The 23592-nt window shown below is 42.7% G+C and carries 17 protein-coding genes and 1 pseudogene; 7 read left to right on the top strand and 11 right to left on the bottom strand.

The features are described 5' to 3' along the window. The first annotated feature begins 194 nt into the window (after window positions 1-194). Window positions 195-2417: a TonB-dependent siderophore receptor gene (locus tag B853_RS07760; protein ID WP_038885422.1), complete on the top strand. Its 2223-nt coding sequence runs from the start codon at window positions 195-197 to the stop codon at window positions 2415-2417. A gap of 44 nt (window positions 2418-2461) precedes the next feature. Here B853_RS07760 and B853_RS07755 read toward each other — a convergent pair whose 3' ends face one another. The 4 genes from B853_RS07755 to B853_RS07740 form a co-directional block, all read right to left on the bottom strand. Beyond that, window positions 2462-3010: an MSHA operon transcriptional regulator gene (locus B853_RS07755; protein WP_010447727.1), complete on the bottom strand. Its 549-nt coding sequence runs from the start codon at window positions 3008-3010 to the stop codon at window positions 2462-2464. Between the two features lie 263 nt (window positions 3011-3273). Beyond that, window positions 3274-5046: an ABC transporter transmembrane domain-containing protein gene (locus tag B853_RS07750; RefSeq protein WP_050568974.1), complete on the bottom strand. Its 1773-nt coding sequence runs from the start codon at window positions 5044-5046 to the stop codon at window positions 3274-3276. Window positions 5047-5048: 2 nt separating this feature from the next. Then, window positions 5049-6788, bottom strand: a complete 1740-nt coding sequence (locus tag B853_RS07745) for an ABC transporter transmembrane domain-containing protein (RefSeq protein ID WP_128826845.1) — start codon at window positions 6786-6788, stop codon at window positions 5049-5051. A gap of 322 nt (window positions 6789-7110) precedes the next feature. Further along, window positions 7111-7602 carry a type II secretion system protein gene (locus B853_RS07740; RefSeq protein WP_038884355.1) on the bottom strand — a complete coding sequence of 164 codons (492 nt, stop codon included), beginning with the start codon at window positions 7600-7602 and terminating at the stop codon, window positions 7111-7113. 535 nt (window positions 7603-8137) lie between these two features. Between B853_RS07740 and B853_RS07735 the strand changes: the two genes are divergently transcribed. Next, on the top strand, window positions 8138-12235 hold the full coding sequence (locus B853_RS07735) for an HTH domain-containing protein (RefSeq protein ID WP_038884356.1): 4098 nt from the start codon (window positions 8138-8140) through the stop codon (window positions 12233-12235). Continuing rightward, a complete protein-coding gene (locus B853_RS07730) occupies window positions 12228-14102 on the top strand; it encodes a hypothetical protein (RefSeq protein WP_038884357.1) in 1875 nt (624 codons plus the stop codon). Before B853_RS07735 ends, B853_RS07730 begins: the two co-directional genes overlap by 8 nt. A 646-nt stretch (window positions 14103-14748) precedes the next feature. Here the strand turns inward: B853_RS07730 and B853_RS07725 are convergent. The 3 genes from B853_RS07725 to B853_RS07715 all read right to left on the bottom strand — a co-directional run bounded on the left by B853_RS07725 (window position 14749) and on the right by B853_RS07715 (window position 16030). Next, entirely contained in the window at window positions 14749-14988 is a 240-nt protein-coding gene (locus B853_RS07725) for a hypothetical protein (RefSeq protein WP_038884358.1), read from the bottom strand. Continuing rightward, window positions 14978-15376 carry a hypothetical protein gene (locus B853_RS07720; RefSeq protein ID WP_038884359.1) on the bottom strand — a complete coding sequence of 133 codons (399 nt, stop codon included), beginning with the start codon at window positions 15374-15376 and terminating at the stop codon, window positions 14978-14980. Before B853_RS07720 ends, B853_RS07725 begins: the two co-directional genes overlap by 11 nt. A gap of 384 nt (window positions 15377-15760) precedes the next feature. Further along, window positions 15761-16030, bottom strand: coding sequence for a hypothetical protein (locus B853_RS07715; RefSeq protein WP_128826844.1), 270 nt, complete (start codon window positions 16028-16030; stop codon window positions 15761-15763). Between the two features lie 165 nt (window positions 16031-16195). Between B853_RS07715 and B853_RS07710 the strand changes: the two genes are divergently transcribed. Further along, window positions 16196-17569: a hypothetical protein gene (locus B853_RS07710; RefSeq protein ID WP_038884362.1), complete on the top strand. Its 1374-nt coding sequence runs from the start codon at window positions 16196-16198 to the stop codon at window positions 17567-17569. A 369-nt stretch (window positions 17570-17938) separates the two neighbouring features. On the opposite strand, the gene B853_RS07705 is transcribed toward B853_RS07710, so the two are convergent. Further along, window positions 17939-19282, bottom strand: a complete 1344-nt coding sequence (locus B853_RS07705; RefSeq protein ID WP_038884364.1) for a sodium/glutamate symporter — start codon at window positions 19280-19282, stop codon at window positions 17939-17941. Between the two features lie 427 nt (window positions 19283-19709). Beyond that, window positions 19710-20588, bottom strand: a complete 879-nt coding sequence (locus tag B853_RS07700; protein ID WP_038884365.1) for a LysR family transcriptional regulator — start codon at window positions 20586-20588, stop codon at window positions 19710-19712. A 103-nt stretch (window positions 20589-20691) separates the two neighbouring features. On the opposite strand from B853_RS07700, the gene B853_RS07695 reads away from it, so the two are divergent. Beyond that, window positions 20692-20979 carry a putative quinol monooxygenase gene (locus B853_RS07695; protein ID WP_038884367.1) on the top strand — a complete coding sequence of 96 codons (288 nt, stop codon included), beginning with the start codon at window positions 20692-20694 and terminating at the stop codon, window positions 20977-20979. Between the two features lie 11 nt (window positions 20980-20990). After that, window positions 20991-21968 (top strand): Gfo/Idh/MocA family protein, encoded by a 978-nt coding sequence (locus tag B853_RS07690; protein ID WP_038884369.1) that lies wholly within the window; start codon window positions 20991-20993, stop codon window positions 21966-21968. Between the two features lie 90 nt (window positions 21969-22058). Here B853_RS07690 and B853_RS07685 read toward each other — a convergent pair whose 3' ends face one another. Continuing rightward, window positions 22059-22745, bottom strand: a complete 687-nt coding sequence (locus B853_RS07685; RefSeq protein WP_038884371.1) for a DNA-3-methyladenine glycosylase I — start codon at window positions 22743-22745, stop codon at window positions 22059-22061. A gap of 79 nt (window positions 22746-22824) precedes the next feature. Here B853_RS07685 and B853_RS07680 point away from each other — a divergent pair, with 79 nt between their 5' ends. Then, window positions 22825-23019, top strand: coding sequence for a hypothetical protein (locus tag B853_RS07680; RefSeq protein ID WP_005433953.1), 195 nt, complete (start codon window positions 22825-22827; stop codon window positions 23017-23019). 331 nt (window positions 23020-23350) lie between these two features. On the opposite strand, the pseudogene B853_RS26170 reads toward B853_RS07680, so the two are convergent. Further along, window positions 23351-23592: pseudogene (locus tag B853_RS26170) on the bottom strand (IS4 family transposase); the annotation flags it as partial.

Here is a 23592-nt window from a genome sequence, read left to right as displayed (position 1 = left end):
AACATACCAAAACAATAAAAAATCTATGGCTGGGTGGTCGCTCTCATCACCCAGTTTGTGATGCTCGCAAAACACGTTCGGTGTTTTTGCATTTAAGGAAAATCAGTGGTTATGCCGGAACCAATCTGTTGAGTTTGTCTATTGGCTCAATGCATAAAGGTTGGAAAGGTTGCCGACAAAAAAGGAGAAAAATGATGAATCGGCAGTTTATGCTAACACCCGCAGCAGTGGCTATTGCGATGGTGCTAGCAACCCCTCAAGTGCTTGCTCAAGAAGATGAAAACATCGTCGTAATTGGCCAACAAGAAGACAGTGCCGTTGGCCCTGACTTTAGCTATCTTGGCGCAAAGAGTCGCACTGCGACAAAAATGGATTTAGCGATCAACGAAACGCCACGCGCTGTTTCTGTTGTGACTCGTGAACAGATGGATGATCGTGCATCAATCAGTGTTTCAGATGCACTGCAATATACGCCAAGCATTCAAACCAATTACTTTGGTGAAGACAACAAACAAGACTGGTTTATTATCCGTGGCTTTAAACAGGCAAATAGCGGCTTATATCAAGATGGAACCCGTCTGTATTCATCTGGATTTTACAGCTGGCAGATTGACCCGTTTGCACTAGAGCGAGTGGAAGTGCTACGTGGTGCTGCCTCTGTGCTCTACGGTCAAAACCCACCAGGTGGTGTTATTAACTTGGTGAGTAAACGTCCTCAGTTTGATGCTGGATCTGGTCAGGTGTCTTTGGAGTATGGTTCTGAAGATCGTAAACAGATTTCTCTGGATGTGAACTCAGAAGTAAACGAGAAGCTTGCTGTTCGTGTGCAAGGTTTGGCACGAAAGAATGGCACACGTGTTGATGGCGTCGAAGCTGAGCGTTTCCTCGTTGCGCCGTCACTGACGTACAAGTTCACCGACGCGTCAGAAATTACTTTGCTAACCAGTTACCAAAAAGATGATTCTGATCCATATCTGCAGTTCCTACCTGTTGAAGGAACATTGAAGCCAAACAAAAACGGTAAGATAAGCGATAGTCTCGCGGTCGGGAACACGGATTGGGAAACGTTTGAGCGTGAGCAGGTATCGGTTGGTTACGAGTTTTCGCACATGTTCAATGACTCGACTTCTTTTGTGCAGTCGACTCGTTACAGCCAAATGGATGTCAAGCTACAACAAATGTATTCGTACGTTTATGCGGCTGACGTTCCGGGGTTAGGTCCATTGCTAGACCCGTTGAATGAACGTAAAAGTATCCTACGTGCTGCCAGTACAGAAGAGGGCTCTTCTGATGCATTCAATATTGATAACCGCCTGATGCACAACATGCAATGGGGCAGTGTTGAACACAACCTCATGGTTGGTATTGACTACCAGATGGTCAGTATTGATGGTAAAGACTTTGCAAGCGACCCACTAGTGGCGGATGGTAATTCCATCTTGAATACACCAATTGGCATGTTACCAGATCCACGTTTTGATGTGTTCAACCCAAATTACTCGAACAATGTTTGGTTGCTAGATCCAACAACGCTTCAACCATTGACTGACGCCGACAAGCAGCGAACAAAGGTTGATAACGAGCAGCTTGGCATCTACCTACAAGACCACATCTTGGTCAATGACAAGTGGGCCGTTCTTCTTGGTGCGCGTTATGATGATACGAGTAATGAAGTTCACAATGTAACGACAGGCTCTCGAACCAAAGTGGATAACGAAGAGTGGACGTTTAGCGTAGGCACTGCCTACATCACGGATACTGGCTTCACACCATACTTTAGCTACTCGCAGTACTTTGATCCTATTATTCAGCAAGACAGTTCAGGTAAGCCTGCGAAGCCTGAAAGTGGAGACCAATTTGAAGTGGGTGTGAAATACCAACCACGTACCTTTGATGGCTACTTCAATGTTGCCGCTTATCAAGCAACAAAAGAGAACCTAGCTCGAATCCACCTAAATCAATTAACTCAAATTGGTAAAGTGGAGAATAAAGGTATCGAACTTGAAGCGGTTGCTAATGTGACGCCGTCACTAACTCTACTTGGCAACATCGCGTATGTCGACTCGGAAATCAAAGAAGACGTGAATGCAGCGTGGGTAGGGAACTCACCATCTCAAGTTGCGAATACGGTATCTTCTGCTTGGGCACATTACCGCTTCCTAGAAGGGACGCTTGATGGCTTAGCTATGGGACTAGGTGCGCGTTACACGGGTGAATCATACGGTGATAACACGGAAACACTTAAAGTGCCGGGTTACTTCCTGATGGATGCCACTGTGAGCTACCGTATTGGTGATTACAAACTGCAAGTTGCAGCCAAGAACCTAGCAGACAAAGAATACGTCGCAACGTGTGATGGTTTCTGCTGGTACGGTGACCGCCGCAATGTTATCGCAAGCTTAACTTACGATTGGTAAGCGCTAGCACAAAATAAAAATCCCCCGAACAGTCGGGGGATTTTTTAGAAATTAGCTTTGCGTACGTAATGAGGGTTTTTGTATTTCTTTTCTGGGCCAAAGTTACTCACAACCAGCTTGTTCCAGAGAGTTTTGTCAAATTCGCCTTTAGGGATGGAAGGGTAGAGTGTTTCTTCTTCTTCCCGAGCAAAGTTCATATATTGCTTTTTCTTTATCTGGTTGTATCGCTTCGCGATCTGATTGTGTTTTCTTACCCATTCCGCTTTATATTCGCGCAGAACTTTCTCGCCTTTCTCTACATCCATTCGCGATAAAAAGAGTCTTTTATAAGAAACTTTTCTATCTAGCATCGTACGCATCACAGTCTGAATATATTTACCGTGATGGGTGATGGTGATGTCATTTTCATCGATAGGCGTTATACACCAGCCTTTGGGTAAAAAGTCTGGTTTTTTAAACTGCTTATTTCGTTCCATCAACACCTGATGCAATACAAGATCAGAGGTGCCACGAAACGTTTTTTGCCACTTCGCAATACGAATTTGTAATGATCCGGGCAAACGATAGATATTAGTAAACTTATCTTGGTCCATGGACTGTAGTCATGACTCTATTTAGTAATATTTAAGATCGCCAAACCAAAGCGTCGGCTAGGGTGGAAGTTCCGGGCCGTATATGAATGGTTGACTTGTTATTTAGCGCGATTTTACAACGAGCGGGCTCAAAATAGCGAGGGGTTATGTCAATAATAGGTAAGAAATATCAAAATTGTTGAAAATATGAAGAAAATGACTGAGCCTCGCTTGCCTAATTTACGTTAGGTTCACAAGGCTCAGGATAATTAAAAAGAACGAGCTTAAACCGCTTCTTCCAACCACTGTTCCTCGCCTTCGAGTTGCTGGATATGGCGATTTGCTTGTTGTAGTTGGTACATTTGAGCGTAACGCCCCTTAAGTTTTAGCAGCTCGGAGTGAGTTCCTTTCTCAACTAAATCACCATGATGCAATACCACGATTTGATCAGCATCTAAGATGGTTGATAAACGGTGAGCAATAACGACCAGCGTCATATCTTTACGCAACACTTCTAGGCTCTTTTGAATCAGTGCTTCAGTACCGGAGTCAATGTTCGCCGTGGCTTCATCTAAGATGAGTACCTTAGGCTTCGCAACTAACACACGCGCTAACGCAAGAAGCTGCTTTTGACCAGCAGATAGGTTTGTTTCACCTTGTCCAAGAGTTGTATCTAAACCATTGGGGTAACGACGAATTTGCTCAGAAAGTCCAACTTTTTCTAACGCATCCCAAATCAATTCATCTTCTACCGCTCTACCCAATGAGATGTTCTCTCGTACGCTCGCTGGCAGAATGTGTGGGTCTTGCTGAACCATAGCAACGTCTTTGCGAAGTACATCTTTTCCTAGGGATTTCAATGGGCGACCATCAATCAGCAGTTCCCCACTGTTTGTTGGATAGAAGCCCATTAGTAGCGAAGCGAGTGTACTTTTTCCGCTCCCCGTATGACCTACCAGCGCAATAAAGTCCTGATGCGCAGCTTGTAGAGAGATGTCCTTTAAGACGTCTTGCTTGCCATCGTAGCTGAAAGTGAGATTACTTAACTCAATCGCGCCCGTTTTTAGTGGTTTATGGTCGTCACCGTAGCTCTGTTCTTGTGCGTCCATCAACTCAAAAACACGCTCACTCGAAACTAATGCTTGTTGAAGCAGTGCAAGTTGCTGAGTCATTTCAATGAGAGGTTCTGTTACTCTACCTAAGTAGCTTATGAAGGCGTAAAGAACACCGACACCAATCATCTCGATACCGTTAAAGCCAAAAATGGCTACCAGCGACAGCAATGCGAGACCAGCCAGAAGATCCATGAGAGGGCGCAGCAAGAAACCATTGAGTCGAATAACTTTCTTTGATGCGACGAGATGGTTAGCCGTCAACTCGTTGAACTGCTTATTGAACCGTTCTTCCTGCTGCATAAGTTGGATGACACTCATGCCCTGTATAGACTCGCTTAAGTTCGCGTTAATGTCGGTTAGCAAATCACGCATATTGCGGTAATTCTCTGTACTCAGCTTTTTAAACAGGTACATAAAGCCAACCACGATTGGAAGAAGAATCAGGACGACTAACGTCAGCTTCCAACTCATGTAAAACATCACACCAAGCATGACTAAAATCATCACAACGTTTTTGACTACCGTTGCGATCAGTAACTCGTAAAACTGCTGCAGAGATTCAGTATCGTTGGTAATACGAGAGACCAACTTTCCCGCAGGTGTGTAGTCAAACGCAGATAAAGGCTGCTTGATTACGCCAGAAAATGTCTGTTTACGGATGGTTTTGATGATATTGGTTGCAACAATACTAAACTGCAAAGACTGAAAGTAAGCAAAGGTTGCAGCAATAACCTGAAGACCAATATATCCAGCCGCTAAGGTGATCAAAATATCTTTGGTGTAATCCCCTTTAGTAATATGCTCATCGATAAAGTATTGAATCAGCCAAGGGCCACCTGCGTTTGCTAACGCAGCGATAAACAGCAGCAACAAGCCTTTAATCATAGGGTTCGGTTGCTGAAGAGGGTAAGACAACAATCGTTTGAATGTACTCTGTTTCATGGTTACTCCTCCATTGCCTGTTCTAGTTTTTGGTATTGGTACATTTCCGCATACCACCCTTGTTGTTCCAGTAGAGCCTGATGTTGACCTCTTTCCGCGATGTGCCCATGGTTCAGCACCAAAATTTCATTTGCGGCTTCCAACGCTGTTAAGCGATGTGCAATTACGATCAGTGATTGATCTCGATAATGCTGCTCAAGGTTCTTCAGGATCTCGTGCTCTGTGCGACCGTCTACCGCAGATAGAGCGTCATCGAGAACAAGAATATCCGCGTTAAGTAGCATTGCTCTAGCTATCGCAATACGTTGCTTTTGACCACCAGACAAGGTGATGCCTTTTTCACCGACTTCAGTTTGGTAGCCATCAGGAAACTTCTCGATATCGTCATGGATACATGCGTATTTTGCCGCTTGATAAACTTCTTCTTTCGAAGCCTTTGGGTTGCCTAATGCGATGTTGTCATAAATGGTTTGCGAAAAGAGAAACGGGCTTTGGTTGACGATAGCAAATCGGCTACGCCATTCCGAAAGAACAGCATCTTTGATTGAAACGTCGCCAAACTTAATTGCTCCGTCGTTCAGCTCATGTTGTCTGAGTAGCAAAGTGAGTAGCGTTGACTTGCCACTACCAACGGCTCCCGCAATACCCAGCATCGTTCCTGGCTCAATAGCACAGTGCACATTGGTGAGTGCTGGTGGCAATTCTGCAGACCAGTGGAAAGATTCAATATCAATGTTAAGCGGCAGAGGTTTATCGCCAAGCAGCTTATCGCCACTGGTGATCTCTGGTTTTTCGTTGAATATTTCTTCTAGACGATTCCAAGCCGCAGAGCCACGCTCCAAGATATTGAATAAGAAAGCAAATGCCAGCATTGGCCAAATCATAAGGCCGAGATACATGGTAAACGCGGTTAAATCACCTAATGTGATGTCTCCTTTATCCACCAAATATGCACCAACTGCCACACTAAGAAAAAAGGACATGCCGATGGTGATTTGGATAGCAGGGTCGAACCGAGCGTCCGCGCGTGCGACGGCAATGTTTTTACTTCCCGTATCATCAACAACATCTTCAAAACGTTTCTGCTCTTGGTCTTCCAAGCCAAAAGCTCGCAACATCCTTACGCCATTAAGAGACTCTTGAGTCATGTCAGACATGGTTGAAAAGGCTTCCTGAGCGATGCGAAAACGCTTATGCAGGATGCGAACAATAAAGAAGATCATCACCGCAAGAAATGGCATAGGTAGCAAAGCCATAACGGTGAGTTTCCAGCTGATTTGCGTCACCATGATGATCAGTACTGCAACCCCGGTAATTAACGAATCGGCTGCGGTTAACACACCTTCTCCAGCGGTCATAACGATGTTACGAACGTCGTTAGTTCCGCGTGCCATAAGGTCGCCCGTTTTGAAGCGCTCAAAGAATCGAGGAGGTTGAGTCGAAAGGTGTCGGTATAAGCGATTACGCAAAATGGTACCGAGCTCCCAACTGGCACCAAATAACCAAATGCGCCATAAAATGCGACAAGCATAAATCGCAAAGAAAAGCGCAATTAATCCACCTAACCACAATAGAAGGGTTTGCGTTGTCATCGTCTGTTGAACAACACCATCGACAATAAGACCGACCGCTTTGGGTGGAATTAGCTGGAGAGCGGAAATGACGGCAAACAGTAAGATTGAACCTACATAGTGCTTCCATTTGAGTTGGAAATACCAACGCAGCTGCCAAAAAATCTTCATCGCGCCTCCTGCTTTAAATTATTGAATTTTTTATAAATCTAATCATTCATTATTCGAGATAATAATATGAATACAAGCACATTCTTTCGCTAAATCATAAAACAATACAATCTATCGGATCGCCATAAACGTTACGGAGAAAAATGTGATCAATAGCTAAATATGGAGGGGGTTTTGGATAAATGTGAAATATTTGTTTAATGCGTGAAATAAAAAGAAACAGTTTACCCAAGCATCTCGTGGTTGCTTGGGTATGGAAGTGTGGGGGAGAGGCTTCCGATTGCCTTTAGATGATAAACCCAGCTATTTACTGCGATTGAGATTAACAGTCTTCGGTTTTTATATCGTATGAAAGAGCCCCGCCCGCTTGTGTGGGGTAGTACACTTCGACATAACAAAGGTTGTGCCGGCTTACGGGCTTGTTGGCGAAGCCGATCAAAAAGTAGGGCTCGTCTGGCGAATCTTTCCCGTACCATCGATTGATGGTGAGTTGCGGGTCAAAGCCTGCTAGGTCTTTTGCTGCAAGTACAAACTTGATTAATCCGAAATATCCAACCACATCGTTGCGACCGTCGTTATCAAGATCAATATTTTCCGTTGCACCACCATCAACATGTTCTTGGGATTGTAAAACGGCTTTAGCATAGACTTGGTCATTGGCGGTTCGCAACGCATCACGCGCACCGACAAGAACCGCAATACGAGCATCTTTTTGGATACTAAGAAAGCGAGGAACGGCAAGCGTTCCCACAATCGCCAAGATGGTGATTGTCACGACTAAACCGATAAGAGAGAAACCTCTAGCTGCAACCATATACTGCACCATTTAAGTGGATTTTTGTGCAACTATTTTCATTTCAATGCAGAGAAGTGGTGGTATGAAAAAAGCATTAGAAAACATGACGGACTTCGGTATTTAGAAATCCCGATGTAAGGCAGTTATTTTGAGTTAGGGCATCGCCGAGAGAAAGCCGCTGAGGTTTATCTGATCTGCAGTTAGATGAGTCAAATTGATGTGACCCACAAAGAACAGGGTTTTTCTAACTTATTTTTGCCCCAAACCTGCTTAGTGCAAAAATCTAGACTCGTTACTGTTGTCATTGGTTGACCTACTTTTAGTAATGGTTAAGTATGTCTCTAGTTTACTATGGTGTGTTAGGTAGAAAGTGCCTGTATTTTGTGGGTTTTATTATCAAAGTTGTTTGTCTAACGTTAGGTTATCGGTTTAACTGATTGAAAAATTAAGCAAAGTGAAATGAGACGGATAAGTTCTGGCAGACACTGTCTGTCTGAGAATCCTCCGGTCGTTTGACAAAGAAATTCCATCTTCAGAGAGAGTTTAGAACACCATGAATATTGATTGGGGTGTTGTGCGGAAAAACATAAAGTTTTTAGTTGTGCTGTTCAGACCTTCATTAGCGAAAGCGCTGAGTCTACCGTTGTTGTTGGCTGGTATTGGTATCCTGAATCCTCCTTTATGGCTAGATATTTTAAATTGGTTTTTGAGCCACCAGAAAGTTCTTCCAGAATATAGTGGGCCAATATCAACTCCAATATTTATAACCGGGTGGGTTTTAATTGGGTTAAGCCTATTGATTTATTTGATTGAGGTGTGGCTTCAAATTAAATCAATGCGCCAGGACAGTGAAAAGAAGCTACTGGATACTGTTAAAGATCATCCCAAACAAACAGCAGATTTGATAGTTGATAAAATGAGGGGTTCCGGTTTTGGAGCCCAGCATCTTCAAGATGAAAGGATAGAAGAGCTTTCAAGCGAAATTACCTTTCTGCGATTTTTCGGTTCTTTTCCTAAGGAAGAAAAAGCGACTGCTTTAGCAGAAAGCATTATTGATGGAGAGTTGTCCGGTGGCACTCCCCAAGTAAAAGCAAGGGCGTTAGCGATAGTTGCAAGATACTTGTGCATAGGAGAAAAAGCCGATCTAGCAAAAAAATGGTTATCACACTCTAAAAAATTGTGTCAAACAGAGGAGGCGGCCATAGCACAGGCCTTTGTTGATGCTACAGGGTCTAACAAAATAGATGCGGCATCTGGTTTGCTTATGGTCAACAGTCCTTCAAATTATGCTGCTTTTTTTATGATTAAAAAAACAGTGGAAGGAAATGAAGCTGCTTTGAGCTGGTTTGAAAGTGCAGGATTAAGCCTTCACGATATAGATAATGATGGAAAAGTCGTTTTGCTCTCGGTTTTGTTGACAGAGCATCAATGGGAAAAGGCTTTAGATGTAGTTCAAAAGATAGATGGCGAATCTTTATCTATTTCACCAGCACTGGCGCAGCTTTCTGCGTTTACGTTCTTGGTAAATGCAATTAAGGCAGTTGAGCTCCGTGAGAGTGTCTTGACTTATATCCCCTTAGCAGCAGATCGCTTTCCGTTGGCAGATGATTCTGAATCTATACTACTTAGAAATCGAGCTGTCGAGCTATTCAAAGTTTGCTCGGTTCATGCACGACATCTGGGAGCTGAAGATGTAACGAATATCTCAGATAAGTATGTGCTGTGGTTACAACTTAGAAACCGTGAAACTCACGAACAGGCAATTACTGAGCTTAAGAGCTACTTCGTTAATTACAATCAAAAAACGCTTGAGTATTTGCCATTGGCATTTTCTTTTGGAGTTGATATCGATTTTGAGTCTATTGAAAATGAGGTAAATAGACTGACCGCTTTAAGTGCCGAGAATAACGCAACTCTTGGTTTAGCCCGGTTTGTATTGGCGCAGACACAAAAGCCAATATCGGCAGCAGTGGATTATATCAGGTGCCATAGAAATCAAATGGAAAGGAGCGTTAACTCCATCGCAATTAGTATGCTAGAAATAGAGGCATTAGCTAAGTCTGGGCTGGTCGATGATGCACAACAACTTTTACAGAAGGTTGAGGATTCAGGCGCACCTGATGTCGAAATTAGGCATTTGAAAAACATCGTAGAGTCAGCCAAGGGCGCAGACCTTGTCGCATTAGCAATAAGCCAATATCAACAAAGTAAAACTACAAGTGATCTTGCTCATTTGGTTAATTTGTTAGAAAGGAACAATCGAGGGGACAGATACTACTTATATTGCCAGGAGCTTTTTGACCGCACTGGTCAGGAATCTGATGCTATCAGAGTCTGTAATACCGCTTCTTCGCTTGGGAAGTTTTCTGAGCTTCATCAATTTCTGTCAGATAGGACGGATCTCGTCAAGAGAAGCGAGGTGCTACAAGCTCACTGGGCTTGGTGTCTATTTAGAAAGGGGGACTTAAGTGGTACTCATGAACAGATTGCTCGGTTAAAGCAGTCAAAATCACAACTACCTGATCTTAAATCGCTAGAAATTAACTTGTCTATTTTCAGCGGTGATTGGGAATCGCTCAGCATTTTTGTGGAGGATAGTTGGAATAGCAGGGAGGAGCTAAACGCGAATGACCTCTTACAGGCTGCCCATTTAGCAAAAGCAACTTCTCCAGGGCGAGCAAAGCAAATACTTGAGTTCTGTACAGGAAAATATCGGGATGATCCTCAAGTGTTTGCATCATCATATTTCATTGCTACGACAATGGGCTCAGAGGACAATCAAGAAACATCGGTATGGCTGAATAAGGCAATAGTTCTCTCTAATGAAAATGGCCCATTACACAAGGCCTCTTTCGAAGACCTAAAAGATATGATATCCGAGTCTAGGGATAAGAATGAAAGGGTCTATAAAGCCTATTTTGATGGTGATGCCCCCATTTTTACAGTAGCGGAACTATTGAACAGAACTATGTCTGATTTCTATCTGCTCCAGCCCTTAGAGAATAAAAATACGAAAGATATAAGGCGGAAAAGTGTAGTCCCGGTATTTCATGGTGCGAGGTCGGATCAGGTTATTGTTGGTGAGATAGTTGCTGTCGATGCTTCCAGTACTTTGGTGATGGAGAATTTGGGGATACTAAACCAGCTGTTTGATTGTTTTCAGAAAATCATTATCCCGCATTCTTTTATGCGATGGCTTTTTGAAGAGAAGCAGAAGGTTGCTTTTCATCAGCCTAGTCAAATTGAAAAGGCAAAGTATTTTGAACGGCTGGTTTCTGATGGCAAAATTTCTGTTTTTCACCCGAAGAAAATTAATAATCCTGAGCTGGCACTAGATGTAGGTGAAGAGCTTGCGTTTATGCTTGAGGAGGTGCGTGAGAATCCTGCGAATGAGGTGCAATCAGTAGTAGTGTGTTCCTACCCTGTGTATAAGGTCGGAGGCACTTTTAGGGAGGTAGAAGCTGACCTTTCTTCATTTCATTATTGTCTGACTTCATGCTCTCTATTAGTCAAAAAACTCAAAGAACTAGCCGTAATCACTGAATCTCAGTGTACCAAAGCCTTAAGTTATCTTAACCAACATGAAAAAGAGTGGCCTGTCGAAATTGAAGTGGCCAGTGGCGCACGGTTATTTTTAGATTCACTGTCAATTACCTATCTGATTACTGTTGATATGCTTGATAGACTTAGCGATGCCGGGTTTGAAGTGTATGTATTTAAGGGAGAGCGTGATAGGTATAGATCGTTGATAAGCCACAGTTCAATTATCGAACAGGAAGATTCGAAAATAGAAAATATAAGGAAATTATTTTTGAATGGGCTTACCTCTGGGAAAGTCATGCTTGCGGAAATGCCTTTAAATAAAGACCAAGTAGCAGCTTCTAATAACGATTATGCGAAGCCAACCGAAGAGCTCTTTGAGGCCCTTAAAATATGCGACTCAGCTTTGATAGATGACCGGTTTATGAATAAGCATCGAGATATAGCATTTGATGGAAGAACCGCACCTATTTATACATCGTTAGATTTTATTGAGACACTACACTATAAGGGACTTATATCTCAAGAACAGAAGTTTGAAGCAAGGACATTACTCCGGGAGTTTGGATTGGCGTTTGTTGGCATTTCCAACGAAGAGCTTGAATATCACCTAAATCACTCAGTAGTGTCAGATGGTGAGTTTAAGCCAACTAAACAGCTAAGAATGATAAGAGAAAATCTGTTTTTGATCAGGATTAGTGGTTTGGTTCAACTCCCAAGAGATGCCCAGTGGCTCCATGAAACGATGAAGACGATTGCAAAAGCAATAAGAACTCAGTGGTCCGATGATATTCTTCCCGAAGTAAGTCGTGCTAGATCATGCTGGTTGTATGATCTTATGGGATATAGGGAATGGGCCCAATCTCATAAAATAAGGGGAAATGAAGGAATGGCCTATATAGGCGAGGCTTTGACGGTTCATTCTGTTCTGATGCCGCCGGAGCATTTGTCAGACAAGCAAAAGAATAGCTATAAAGCATGGTTGGATGAGTTTGTTTTGGAGCCCTTGAAGGACAATGACCCGTGGAGTTTTAAGTATGTAATTGATTTGATGAAGCAGCAAATTGAAAGTATCGCTAATAATCCAATGGAGATAGCTCAGGATGAATAGCTCGGACTCTATGCGTGCTTATATTGTTTCTCACACCCTCAATTTATTCCCAAGTTCGGTTAGGTTGGAGCTACTATCGGATACCAAATTGTGCGAAGAGCTAGGGTTACAAACAGATGCGACTATTAGTTTTGGTGATAAAGAGTATGCCTTTGCTAGAAGCGCTCTTTTTAAGGCTATTCGCAGTGTTTTTGATAATATCGAGGAGGAATTTTCATTGGAAGATACTAATCATAATATGTGGTTGTTACGTAATCTTCCCGATGAACGTTCAGGCTTTTCTCTAACCAAAGGGGATGTGCAGATTGTTAATGATAGTTTTTGGCCACTTTTGGGAGATATCGACAGACGGTTAAGCATATTTGAAACAGTTGCGAAAAATCGTAGGCTCTCGAAAGAGGACATTGAATATTGGAGAACTAAGCTTTCGGCGGAAGCTGTTAGTGATGATGATGTATCTGACTTGTTACTTGATTTGGATTTATCTCCAATCCGCATTAAGAAGTTACTAAAGAGTGAGTTTCAAAGACCGTCAAATAGCGCATCGACACTGGTTCCGAATGATATTCGTTATTATGAACGACTTGTCGGGAAGTATCGTGGCAGTAAAAATATTGAGGAGTTTTGTAATAATGAGTTTAAGAAATATTTCGACAGTAGAATAGAAAATGGACTGATTGATAATGAGCTATTGATTTGTATGCATAAATCAATATCAAGAGTTGTTTCAACAGGGATCGTTGACGAAGCTTTGTATCAATCTCTCGCAAAGAGGGCAATTGAAACCTGTCATCCAATACTTTTGGTTTCTTGCCTTGAAATCGGTGCTTTGAAATTTGCCAATTCATTGGATACTACTATTAAGGCTCTTTTCGAGAGTATTTCATCTGTAAAAACACTGGAAAATCTACGCCTTTTTTGCTCTATGACTGTTTTTGTTGATGGAGAACTGGCGCGACTACAGATATTCAAAAATAAGCCACCATTCTACAGGCGCCTCGCTTCTCTTGCCCAGTCAGCCTTAATTGTTGAAGCTGCATTGGAAGAAAGTGTTGCCTTTGACAAAGTAGAACAATGGGCTGCTCAACAGAGGGGGCTTTATTTTTGCTGTCAAAGTTTTATTGATCTAATGGAAGAACCAAGATGGTTACCAACATATTTAACAGCAGAACAATTCATTAATGAGCTATATGGTCGGATAAATATAGCATGTCAAAATGCTGCTAAAAGTGACGCGATTAAGTTTTTACAAGAAGAGATTATGAGTGGTTCAAAATTCAATATGAATTGTTTTTTACCTGGACCATTGGAAGGTAACTTTGTTCCAGATGAGGTTCCTAGTGAAATATCTAATTTGCTGGCTGAGCAAGTGAATTGTGAGGTTTCATTAGCATCGTTCAGAGTTTTAATGAACTCTGCACTTTTCTGGAAAATTGATGAAAAACATTTAGAATCTACAGTATCACTATTAGAAAGTGCACAGCATAAATTAGCCGAAGCAAACGACAAGGACTCAGTTTACCAGGTACTTAATGGTTTGGCACAAGTTGCTTGTATGACTCGAAGTGAAAAGATTGCTTCATCAGTTATGATCTTAAGCCGACTATATCGTGATTATATTGATGTAGATTCTGAGCCAGAAAACTATCTTTCGCTAGGTTTAGTTGCAGCTGCTGCCTTTGAGGATAAAAATGACTGGGCTGAATTTATAGGGCAATGGTGTACAGAATTGGCGTATCTGTCAATTAGTGACGACGCTATATTTAGAATAGAGGTAATGCTAAAAAAGCTTTGTATCCTAGAGCCTTATTTATATCATACCTGTTCCAAAGCCCTAGACGTATTTAAGATGCTGAGTAGAAAGTAATTATTATTGCTAGCGGAAATCCTGAGACCAAAGTGATGTTCGCCAGCTAAAATTTTTTGCGAGCCTCAATTCGCGTGTTTATTGTGAGTTTCACAAAGAGTTTTGGGGTGTAGTTAAAACGAGGGGGTCAAAAGGTTTATTATCTGCACCACAATGACCGGAAATAAAGCTAAGCGACTTTCCATACCTGTAGTTGTCCGTAATTTGTTAAATTAGTAAAGTTACTAGCAAACTTCTGTCCAATGCTGAGCTAGCTCGTCCTGTGGCTAGCTCGGTTCTGCCCCATTCGGTGTTAACGTAATTACTCAATAGTAAAAAATGCTACTGAAATCACCGTATTTTTCTCATGGTTCACAGCACAGAGAGCGTGACAGTAATCTCCCAGAAGTTTTCATCGAAGGTTCTTTCAACCAGTAATTTATTATGCAAGTTTGCAGGCAGGCATATCCCACAGCTGGACACTGTGTGAAATGAAAGCTTCAAATATCAGAAAGTTGACGGCTATTGAGAAAAATCGTCGGCTAAAAGCCATGTTTCAGAGCTTTGTCCAGAAGTGGCGTTTTTTAGGTGTAGGAAGTACAAAAAGCTAATCGCTCGCAAAATGAGATCAGCCTTTTTTTATATGTATTCTTTGTTGATTGTGACATTAGCTCGCTTTTTCCAGTGCTTCTTTCAATTCAGCCTTTCTAGTTGCAAGCAAAGCTTCAAATTCAATGATCGTCACAAGCTGGTTGCGATAGTTAACCATAGGTTCAGCCACACCCTGCCGCAATGCCTCAGAAACCGATGGTTTGTATGAATCATTTACGGCCTTAGCAGAGCTTAGTTTCTGCTCCATCGTGAAAATCTCGGCTTTTAATTGTTCAATGATCATGTTATTTGCCATTTTTATTGTCCTCTAATGATTGGATGATTCCACTCAGTAACTCAGAGTAGTCCTTTGTTGACTTAGCTTTTAATGGGTAGAAAATCCAGCCTCCTTTTAACTTGGTTACTTTTGATATTTCAAAACTAAAACCTATCTTTTGCTCTATCAGTAAAATAGGCCTGTAGCATTTGAGCCATTCCTTATCTACTTTTTTTGATGTGAGAAAGCACTTATAGTCAAGTGAGGACAGGCGATCTTTTAAACGCTTCCTTAGCTCAAATTGCTCTTTGGTGCTCAATCGATCACCGCGAAACATTGCATCCATCGCTTCAAAAATGCTGCTCGATTGCTGCTCCAACTCCTGCTTTTGTTTTTTTCTATTTGAAAAACTAATAACGTTGTTCATGGTCTTAGCCTCCAATGATTTCGAACGTAAATTGTTTATATATATGTTCAATCTCTAACACTAGCAAATAATTAACTAAATCAGTAACAAACCTTACTAGCAAGGTTTGGGGCAAAAGCGTTTCGAAGGCTGATGAGGTATTGCATACTTTCTAAAAAGCACTGCATAAAGTCTACCTGCTACGACAGAGCACTGATTTTTTAAGTGCGATCTTTATCGTCTTTATCCTGACTGCACAAGTCGAAATGGACTTCAAAATGATTAAACTTAATTGTCTACCGACATTAATCTCTATACCTACAAATTTACACGACTCTCAGCATTCTACCCTTCCGCAGGGAGATTAATTACTTATCCGAGAAGCACAGAGGAGCGGCTGCCCCTCTAATTCATTATGCTCATTTCATTGAGATGGTTCTGGCTTTCCACTGAAGGCACTTCCCTTAAAACGAGCATCCCCCCCCTCACTAGAGCACCGCCAACTGCCATGAACCCATCTAATTCCTTCGAGTCGAATTTCTGGGTATCAGGAAAAACCTGTCGGATTTGCTCATCGGTTAAGTTCGCATCCCGCGCTCTTTTTATGGTTGAATACCCCTCTAAAAGGCGAGCCATACCAAAAGGGTTTTTAAGTGTATCTACAACAGTACTCATCACGTTCTCCATAGCTGTTAGTGATGGAGTTAAATATAGCGTTTTGCTCACAAGACGAACACGACGACACCATGCACAGCATTGCGGGGTGTAAACGTAAAACGATTTTTCGTACACTCAAGGGGATACTTTTTGAGAGAACAATAGGCGCAAGGCGTTACTTAAATGTGTGATAAAAATGAATATTTGAAGATCCATGCTCAACACCAATTAGACCGTTTTTTCTGCCATCAATTGGTCGTTAGACGCTTTGAAACTGAAGATCACGCAACATTTTCCATGCTACGAGAATTAAGAGAAAAAATTGAAACCTTGATTTGGAATGGTACACATGATCGGCAGTTGCTGATTAATCAGATGCATTTTGTCACACACCTTACAGCCAGATTAATGAATTCTTTAGTGAACCTTTATCTTGCTAACTCTTTGAGAGATGATTGCATGGAGAGCTTCTATTCAATGCTGGATGAAGTGAATGGAGTGCACAAGGTTGCTCTCTTGCAACCTAACCCTCCCTTGGTCAGTACATCTCTTAGTGAAAAAACGAAGTCAGATATATTTACAGAGCTCAAAAGGTATCTTGATGCTGTAGATAGTTCTATGCGATCCGATCATCCTGTGACGATCAAGAAGGGGGATGACAATATCTCTGCGCCAAGCTTGCTGACGATATATACACCGTACGCCTTGACGGTCAAAATTGATTTTCAGCTATTGCTCGATTTCATGTGTGAAGATGAAATTGTTAAGAGGTATACGCAGAACGTGTACCATGAGGTTGACCAGAACGATAATTACATTACGGAAAATAATTATCTAAACTGGATATTTGCACACCCTGAAGCCTGGCACAGGCTCAGCGAAGAGTGCAAATATTGCTCGCTGCTTTGCGACCTATATGCTTTAAACAAGTTGTTTTTAAAACAGCGTCGTATATTAAGTAAAAACGTGCGTATACGAGATGACGATACTACTCTAGTGCAGTTCGACGGCAAAAAAAGTAAAAATTGTATTCACCTGTCAGTAAATTTTGCCGAGCTACCAGAAAATATCGACAACATAATATCTCAGTTTACTGCTACGCTGAAAAGCAAACTGGCAGATAAAGGCTTCTTTCGTGCTAATGCCACAAAAGGAGATTTTTGGAGCTCTAAGTTTGCAGATGTTGAGATGAAATCACTGAGAGAAATTAAGAGTAATCAGAATGAGCAGATATTCCTGCTCAATAAATTAGTAAAATCCTACCCAAAGTTCCTTTATGGCATATTACTCTATGACCTCGGACAATCCGAAGGCACTCAATTTATTATTGACCGCTCTGAAAATGCGAACTTTATAGGTACAAAGCACAACCGAGTCGACTTCTCTGCATCACCGCCTGAAGAAAACGGAAATCTTCAAAAGGATCTTGAGTTTGTTAGAGCTACTGTTTCTTTTACCTCTAAAGCTGCCCGTCGGGCATGCTTAAACAAATTATACTTACCACAGTTTTATGTATGCCAATGCTCCAACTGCTCGAAAAAAACAACCGATACCTGATGTCGAAAACCAATAATTTGTTCAAATATAATAAAGATTGATCATTTTTGGGTAAAAGAGCTCAAGCACGGGCTGAGTCGCTAACACGTTTCTGTCCAACTTTGAGTTAGTACACTCAATGCAATTTTAAAGATAAGCAGCTGCGATTAATTGCTTTCTTTGCGGCTGCAACCTTCTTCAACTGCATTCAAGTCTACCTCTGCCGTTGAGTATCACATTGATGTGCGAGCTGCTCTGAGACTAGAGTAATGGTAAGGGACTTGAGAGCTTTTTAGGGCTCAAAAACGGTGAAACTTCGTTGGTAGGTAGAGAGAGCCTAATTCCTGAAATAGCCAAGCCCAAGCAACGGTATTGCTTGGGCTTGGGAGTCTATATATTATCTGTTACGGCGTGTGAGCCTTGTTTGAATACAAAGCGCCAAATGAACAAAACCACGGCAATGTAAGCTAATCCCACCCCAAGTGCTTGCCAGTGCATGCCGTTATACATCGCGATTGGCATCAAAGAGATGATGAAGATGTCAGTGATTGAGCCCGGAACATAAGCGATGGCGTAATCATCAAGTACCTTGCTGCGCATTTTTGGGTCAACAATGCGAAGTAGGGCAATACCCATGGCAACCGTACCTGTTAACCAACCCCAAGAGAAAATGCCTTTCTCAAACCAATCATCACCCATGATGCGTGGAGCCACCCAAAAGATTAACCAAAGCGTGAAGCAGACGCCGCCAATTGCTAGTACCACCATAGGCATTAAGTACTGGGCTAAGACGGTAATCTTGATTGCTGAGATACCAAAGATTATCAAATAATCGGTACTGATGCCTGCTGCGTGTTTGAATGCTCCGTCACACAGGTAGCGTGAAGCTTTGGTTTGTTTCGCGATGATTCGCACAAGCATGCCGCCAAGGAAGCCAGTTACAAACGTAGGAATCTGCACCTTATCGTGGAAAGAAGACAAGTAGTTGGCGGCGACATAAGAGAAAGCGGTTACGACAACCACTAGCGCAGCGTGAATCGCGAAAGAATCAACCGACAGGGAAGACATGGTGTCTTTCATTACCGGTTCTTGATCATCCGGCTTAACAAGGCCTTTGCGTTCGTGTTCGTCCATGCTGTCGAATGTCGTAAAGCTACGAATCCAACCCATCTTCAATGCGAATTGCAGCATGAGCATGCCGACAGAAATCGAAATGAAAATACCCACGGTTGCGAAGGTTAAGCCAAGTGTGAAGCCATCTTCCCAGCCAAGCCCCGTGAAGATTTCACCAACCACAGAGGCAGAGCCGTGACCGCCCATAAAGCCCGCAGACATTGTCACACCAAAGCCGGGATTAATCTCTGGCCAGAAGAAGGTAGTGATCGCGAGACCAAACATTGCTGCAAACAACCACTGAGAAACAGAAGCGATTTGGTTGAACGCCCACAATGAGCCAGCGCGCTGTGCGACGGTTTTAGGTGATGGAACATCCGTTGCCAAACCTAACGCAGAAAAAAGTGCAGCAGTTAACAGGCTTGCGTTAGCGGTAAAGGTGTCGGTCCAAGGCAGTACGTTTAGCAGGGCTGGTCCGAAAATTAGACCGAACAATCCTGCGAGAACCGCCGATGGAATGTACATACGTTGCAGTAATGGCGTGTGAACGCGAATGACTTTTGCCAAAATCAATAGTAAGCCAGCGATGGCTAAGTCAGTCAGCATTAGACCTTTAGGCATCTTATTCTCCAGAAAATGCACTCAAGGGGTAGCGTCCTTGTGACCAACCTTGATTGAAAAGTAACTCCCAACGAAAAAAGTCACATACGTGACCAAAAGAGTTGAGAAATCAATGTCGTTCTCATAAGCAAAGGAATGTGCTTATGCAGTTTGAAATGAGTGTAAATGTCGTGATTGCGCACGAACGTGAAGAGAAATTAGATTAAATTTCTCAATGTTATTTTGATAGTTCACTCAGGAAAGGCGGCAATCCTAGTCACTTTGTTAGAGCAATGCAATTGATGGGATTCAACAAATTATGTCTATTAAATGTACGTTTATTCCTAAAAGTATGAAAAATAAAGACAATTAACGAGAAATAATATTTGTCATAGCGACAATAAAAGTTGATTGAGTGGTTAAGTTATCGCCACTTTGTCAGAGGGCGTTAAGGATTCACATGAGAAAGAACGAAATCGACCAAGGTACGATTTTTAAGGGAAAGCTGTTTTGAACGGTAAAGCAGGTGGATCGGCTTTGGCTTGGGAGTATGTTGATGGAGAATTTCCACCAATGCGCCAGATTGGATTTCTTGTTCAACTAAGATCTTTGGTTGCAGCAGAACGCCAGAGCCTTTTAACGCGGCAAACTTAAGTACATCGCCATTATTAGACGTTAATCGGGTGTTGCTGTTTCCAAAGGTATTAGATGGCATGTTCACCACTTGTTGGCTTTCTCCTTGGTGATACTGAAACCCCAAACAATGATGATGTTCAAGGTCATCAAGCGATTGGATAGGGGCATGTTGCTCAAGGTAAGAGGGTGAGGCGCAATAAGTCATGTGGTATTCACCCAGTTTTCTTGCGACTAACGACGAATCGACTAACTCTCCGATTCGAATAATCACGTCTGCTTCGCTTCGATATGGGTCAATCAAATTGTTATCCAACATCAGCTCTACGTTCAAATCGGGAAATTCTGCTAAGAAGTTAGCCACGATGGGTGCAATGACCTTTTTGCCATAAGTGACAGGGCAGTTAACTTTTACCGTTCCGGTTGGACGGTTGATCAGCGTCTGGATCAGGTTCTCTGCGTTGGTGATGTCTTCAATAATGCGGTGGCACTCTTGATAGTAAAGCCTGCCAGCTTCGGTCAGGGACTGTTTGCGCGTGGTGCGATGAATCAGCTGTGTACCTAAGCTTTGCTCAAGAAAGCTCACGTGCTTGCCAACCATGGTTGGTGAAATATCAAAGTGGTGTGCGGCGTTACGAAAGCTGCCATGTTCGACCACGTAAGCAAAAACTTTCATGCTTGTTAATTTGTCCATTGCACACCCAGAGTTGATAAAGAAATAACTAAAGCAGAGTTTATCAATCATATGAGGTTAATTACAGTGGCGGAATGATTAAGAATGGAGAAAGAGATCCATCATGAGCGAGACGATTTTTGTTACCGCCGAACTGAAAATGAATGCCAATAAACCAAGACAACAAGTGGTTGAAGCTATTGAACAATTTTGCCTTGATATGCAGAGCGAATCAGGGTGTTTACAAGCGAATGCGACCTACGATTCGAAAGAACCACAACGTGTGATTCTTTGGGAGCGATATGAAAACCGCGCCGCGATTGAAGCGCATTTTGCTATGCCGCATACACAAGCGTTTATTGCGGCTGAAATGGCGGAGTTAGTTCAAGCATTCGAAACCCAAGCTCAATAGGAGACGTGAACATGAAATGGGGCATTTTAGGCACAAGCTTTATCTCAGGTGTCATGGCAGAGGCAATCCAAGGCGATGACAAGAGCGAGTTGTACGCGGTGGCTGGGCGTTCGGAGCAGAACTTGAAGGCATTCGCTGAGCAATATGGTATCGAGAACACGTTCAACGATTACGATGCATTGATTGCCGATGAGCAAGTCGACATTATTTACATCGCACTGCCAAATCACCTTCACCATGACTTTATTGTCAAAGCGGCTGAGCAGGGCAAAGCGATCCTGTGTGAAAAGTCGCTTTCTGTCGATCTGGAAAAAACCGAGCTGGCCCTAAAAGCAGTCGAATCGCACAAGGTGTTCTTTGCTGAAGGCTTAATGTATTTACATCATCCGTTGATCAGCGAGTTGGTTTCGGTGCTTAAATCGGGAGAGATTGGTGAACTTCGCTCCATCCATACTTCTTATATCGCGTCGATTGCGGAGTTTGTTAATCCAGACAGTAAAGGTGCTTTGTATAACTTAGGCTGCTACCCAATGTCATTGGTGCACTTGGTGGTGAAAACCATGTTAGGTGAGCAAGCTTTTGAAAACCGCGCTATGACAGCGATTGGCCGAAGAGGCCATGACGGTAATATCTGTGAATCGAGCTTGATGATGCAATTCGGTGAGCAACAGACGGCGAGCGTACATACCGCAGAAGATCATGGATTAAAACACCAGTTCACCATCCTGGGTAGCAAAGGCTGTATTACGTTAGACTCGAACCCATGGCTACCAACCCTAGATAACCAGTTTAGTGTGGAAGTTTACGAGACGTCGAAGCGTGAAGTGTCTGTTCCGGCAGCAGGGGACGCTTTCTTCTATCAAGTGCGTAATGTTCGCCAAGCGGTTGAAGTGGGGCTTACATCGTTAGAGAACCCTTGTGCAACATGGGAAGATTCTCACCGTATCATGCAGCTACTGACGGAGTGGGAATCACTGGCTTCAAAGTAAGCCTGTGTTTAGGTGAAATAGCCCAATGAAAATAAAAACGGCGCACTAACAATGATCAGTGCGCCGTTCTTATTTTGTGTTCAGTTTGGATTAAATACGGTTATCGCCGGTGCTGAATGCAATGACTTGACTGATTTCAGTCAGACTTCTTCCGCTTTCTTGCTGCCATTGAACAAAGGCTTTGTTGGTGGCGTCGAGCGATTTCTTTGTGTCTTTGCCACCTTCAACGATCTTGCAATTACGCAGGTAAGCTTCAACGTCGCTAGACAGGATAAAAGTGTCGACGCCCATTTGACGCAGTGTGTAAGGTCCAGTATTTCCGCCTAAGCGATTACCGCGTTTCTTCAAATATGCCCATAGGTCGGTGATTTTCTCTTGCGGCCAATCTGCGACCATTTGGCCAAACGAACCGTGTTCTATTTTTGCTTCGTGGATCATACGAGCGTTGGCAGGAATCGACATGACTTTGGTGAGATGGCGAATAATACGTTTGTCGGTTGCTTTGGTTTCCCATTGTTCATCAGACAGCATCAATAGCGGCTCAATTTTAAAACCGAAAAATACCTCTTCGAAGTTCGGCCATTTATTGCGAACCACACTCCAAGAAATGCCACTTTGGAACACCTTCATCGAAAACGCCGCTAGCCAACGGTCATCAGGAATTGCGGCCAGCTCTTCTTTGCTTAGTGGGTGAGACAAAAGCGCCTCAAGTTGGTCTTCACCGCCTTTGCGTTCGGCTGCGCGTTGATAAATGGCGTCAAATTTTTCGATACTCATAAACGAATTCAGTCCATACGATGTTTGCCAAACATACTACGCTTAAGTAGCTGAATCGTAAATTGATGGAGTGTCACAAATGAAGAAGGTCACGTTAACGTTTGTCGGGGAAGGTTCGGATCGTATCGCAGAAAAATTTTATGCCTGGATGACCGATGGTGGGTTAGAAGACAGCATGATTGAGAATCTATCTGACCGTGAATTCTCAGTTGTCGGCATCACTGATATGGATAATGAAACGCGTGATGTGGTGATCAATACTGAAATGAATTAGGGTCTGTTGACCTTTTGAGCTGATTTTTGCAGCAGTTTGTGGGTTCTTTATACAAGGCAGAGGCTTTGAAATGTAGTTGCCCTACCTGATAAGCCGATAACGCAGTAGAAAGGAGCCACAAACGCTGCCCGACGGGTTCGGCTAAAAGCGTTTTACTCTTTGTTGAGAGGATTTTGCTTAGAATAACTAGGCTACAAACCTCTCGCCGCGATTAAAACGCTTTTATCTCGAACAAAATTTAACCGCAAAAGATCAACAGACCCTAATGACTCGCCTTTCGCCAGCAAGTAGAATCAGATAAAACAAAGCCCTTCACGAGAAGTAACTCCTATCACTTAACGTGTTTGGAACGAACTGGATAGCGAGTCTTACTCATACGAACGGTCCTTGATTTGGGCCGTTTTTTTCGCTCTGGCAGAATGTAACGCTTCACCCGCTCTCGCATCGCCCTCAATTTTTTAGGGATCGAGCCTGGCGATGCTATCGCACACCACATAAGTTCATCTTGAATATCTCGAAGTGCCATCATAAAACTTATCCGCAGAGGCGATACCTTCGCTTCTTTAGCAATAC

Origin of the sequence: Vibrio rotiferianus CAIM 577 = LMG 21460, from assembly GCF_002741985.1 — a bacterium.
Classification (GTDB): Bacteria; Pseudomonadota; Gammaproteobacteria; order Enterobacterales; family Vibrionaceae; genus Vibrio; species Vibrio rotiferianus.
Note: the sequence above shows the minus strand (reverse complement) of the source record. Positions and strands in the feature narration are given on the sequence as shown.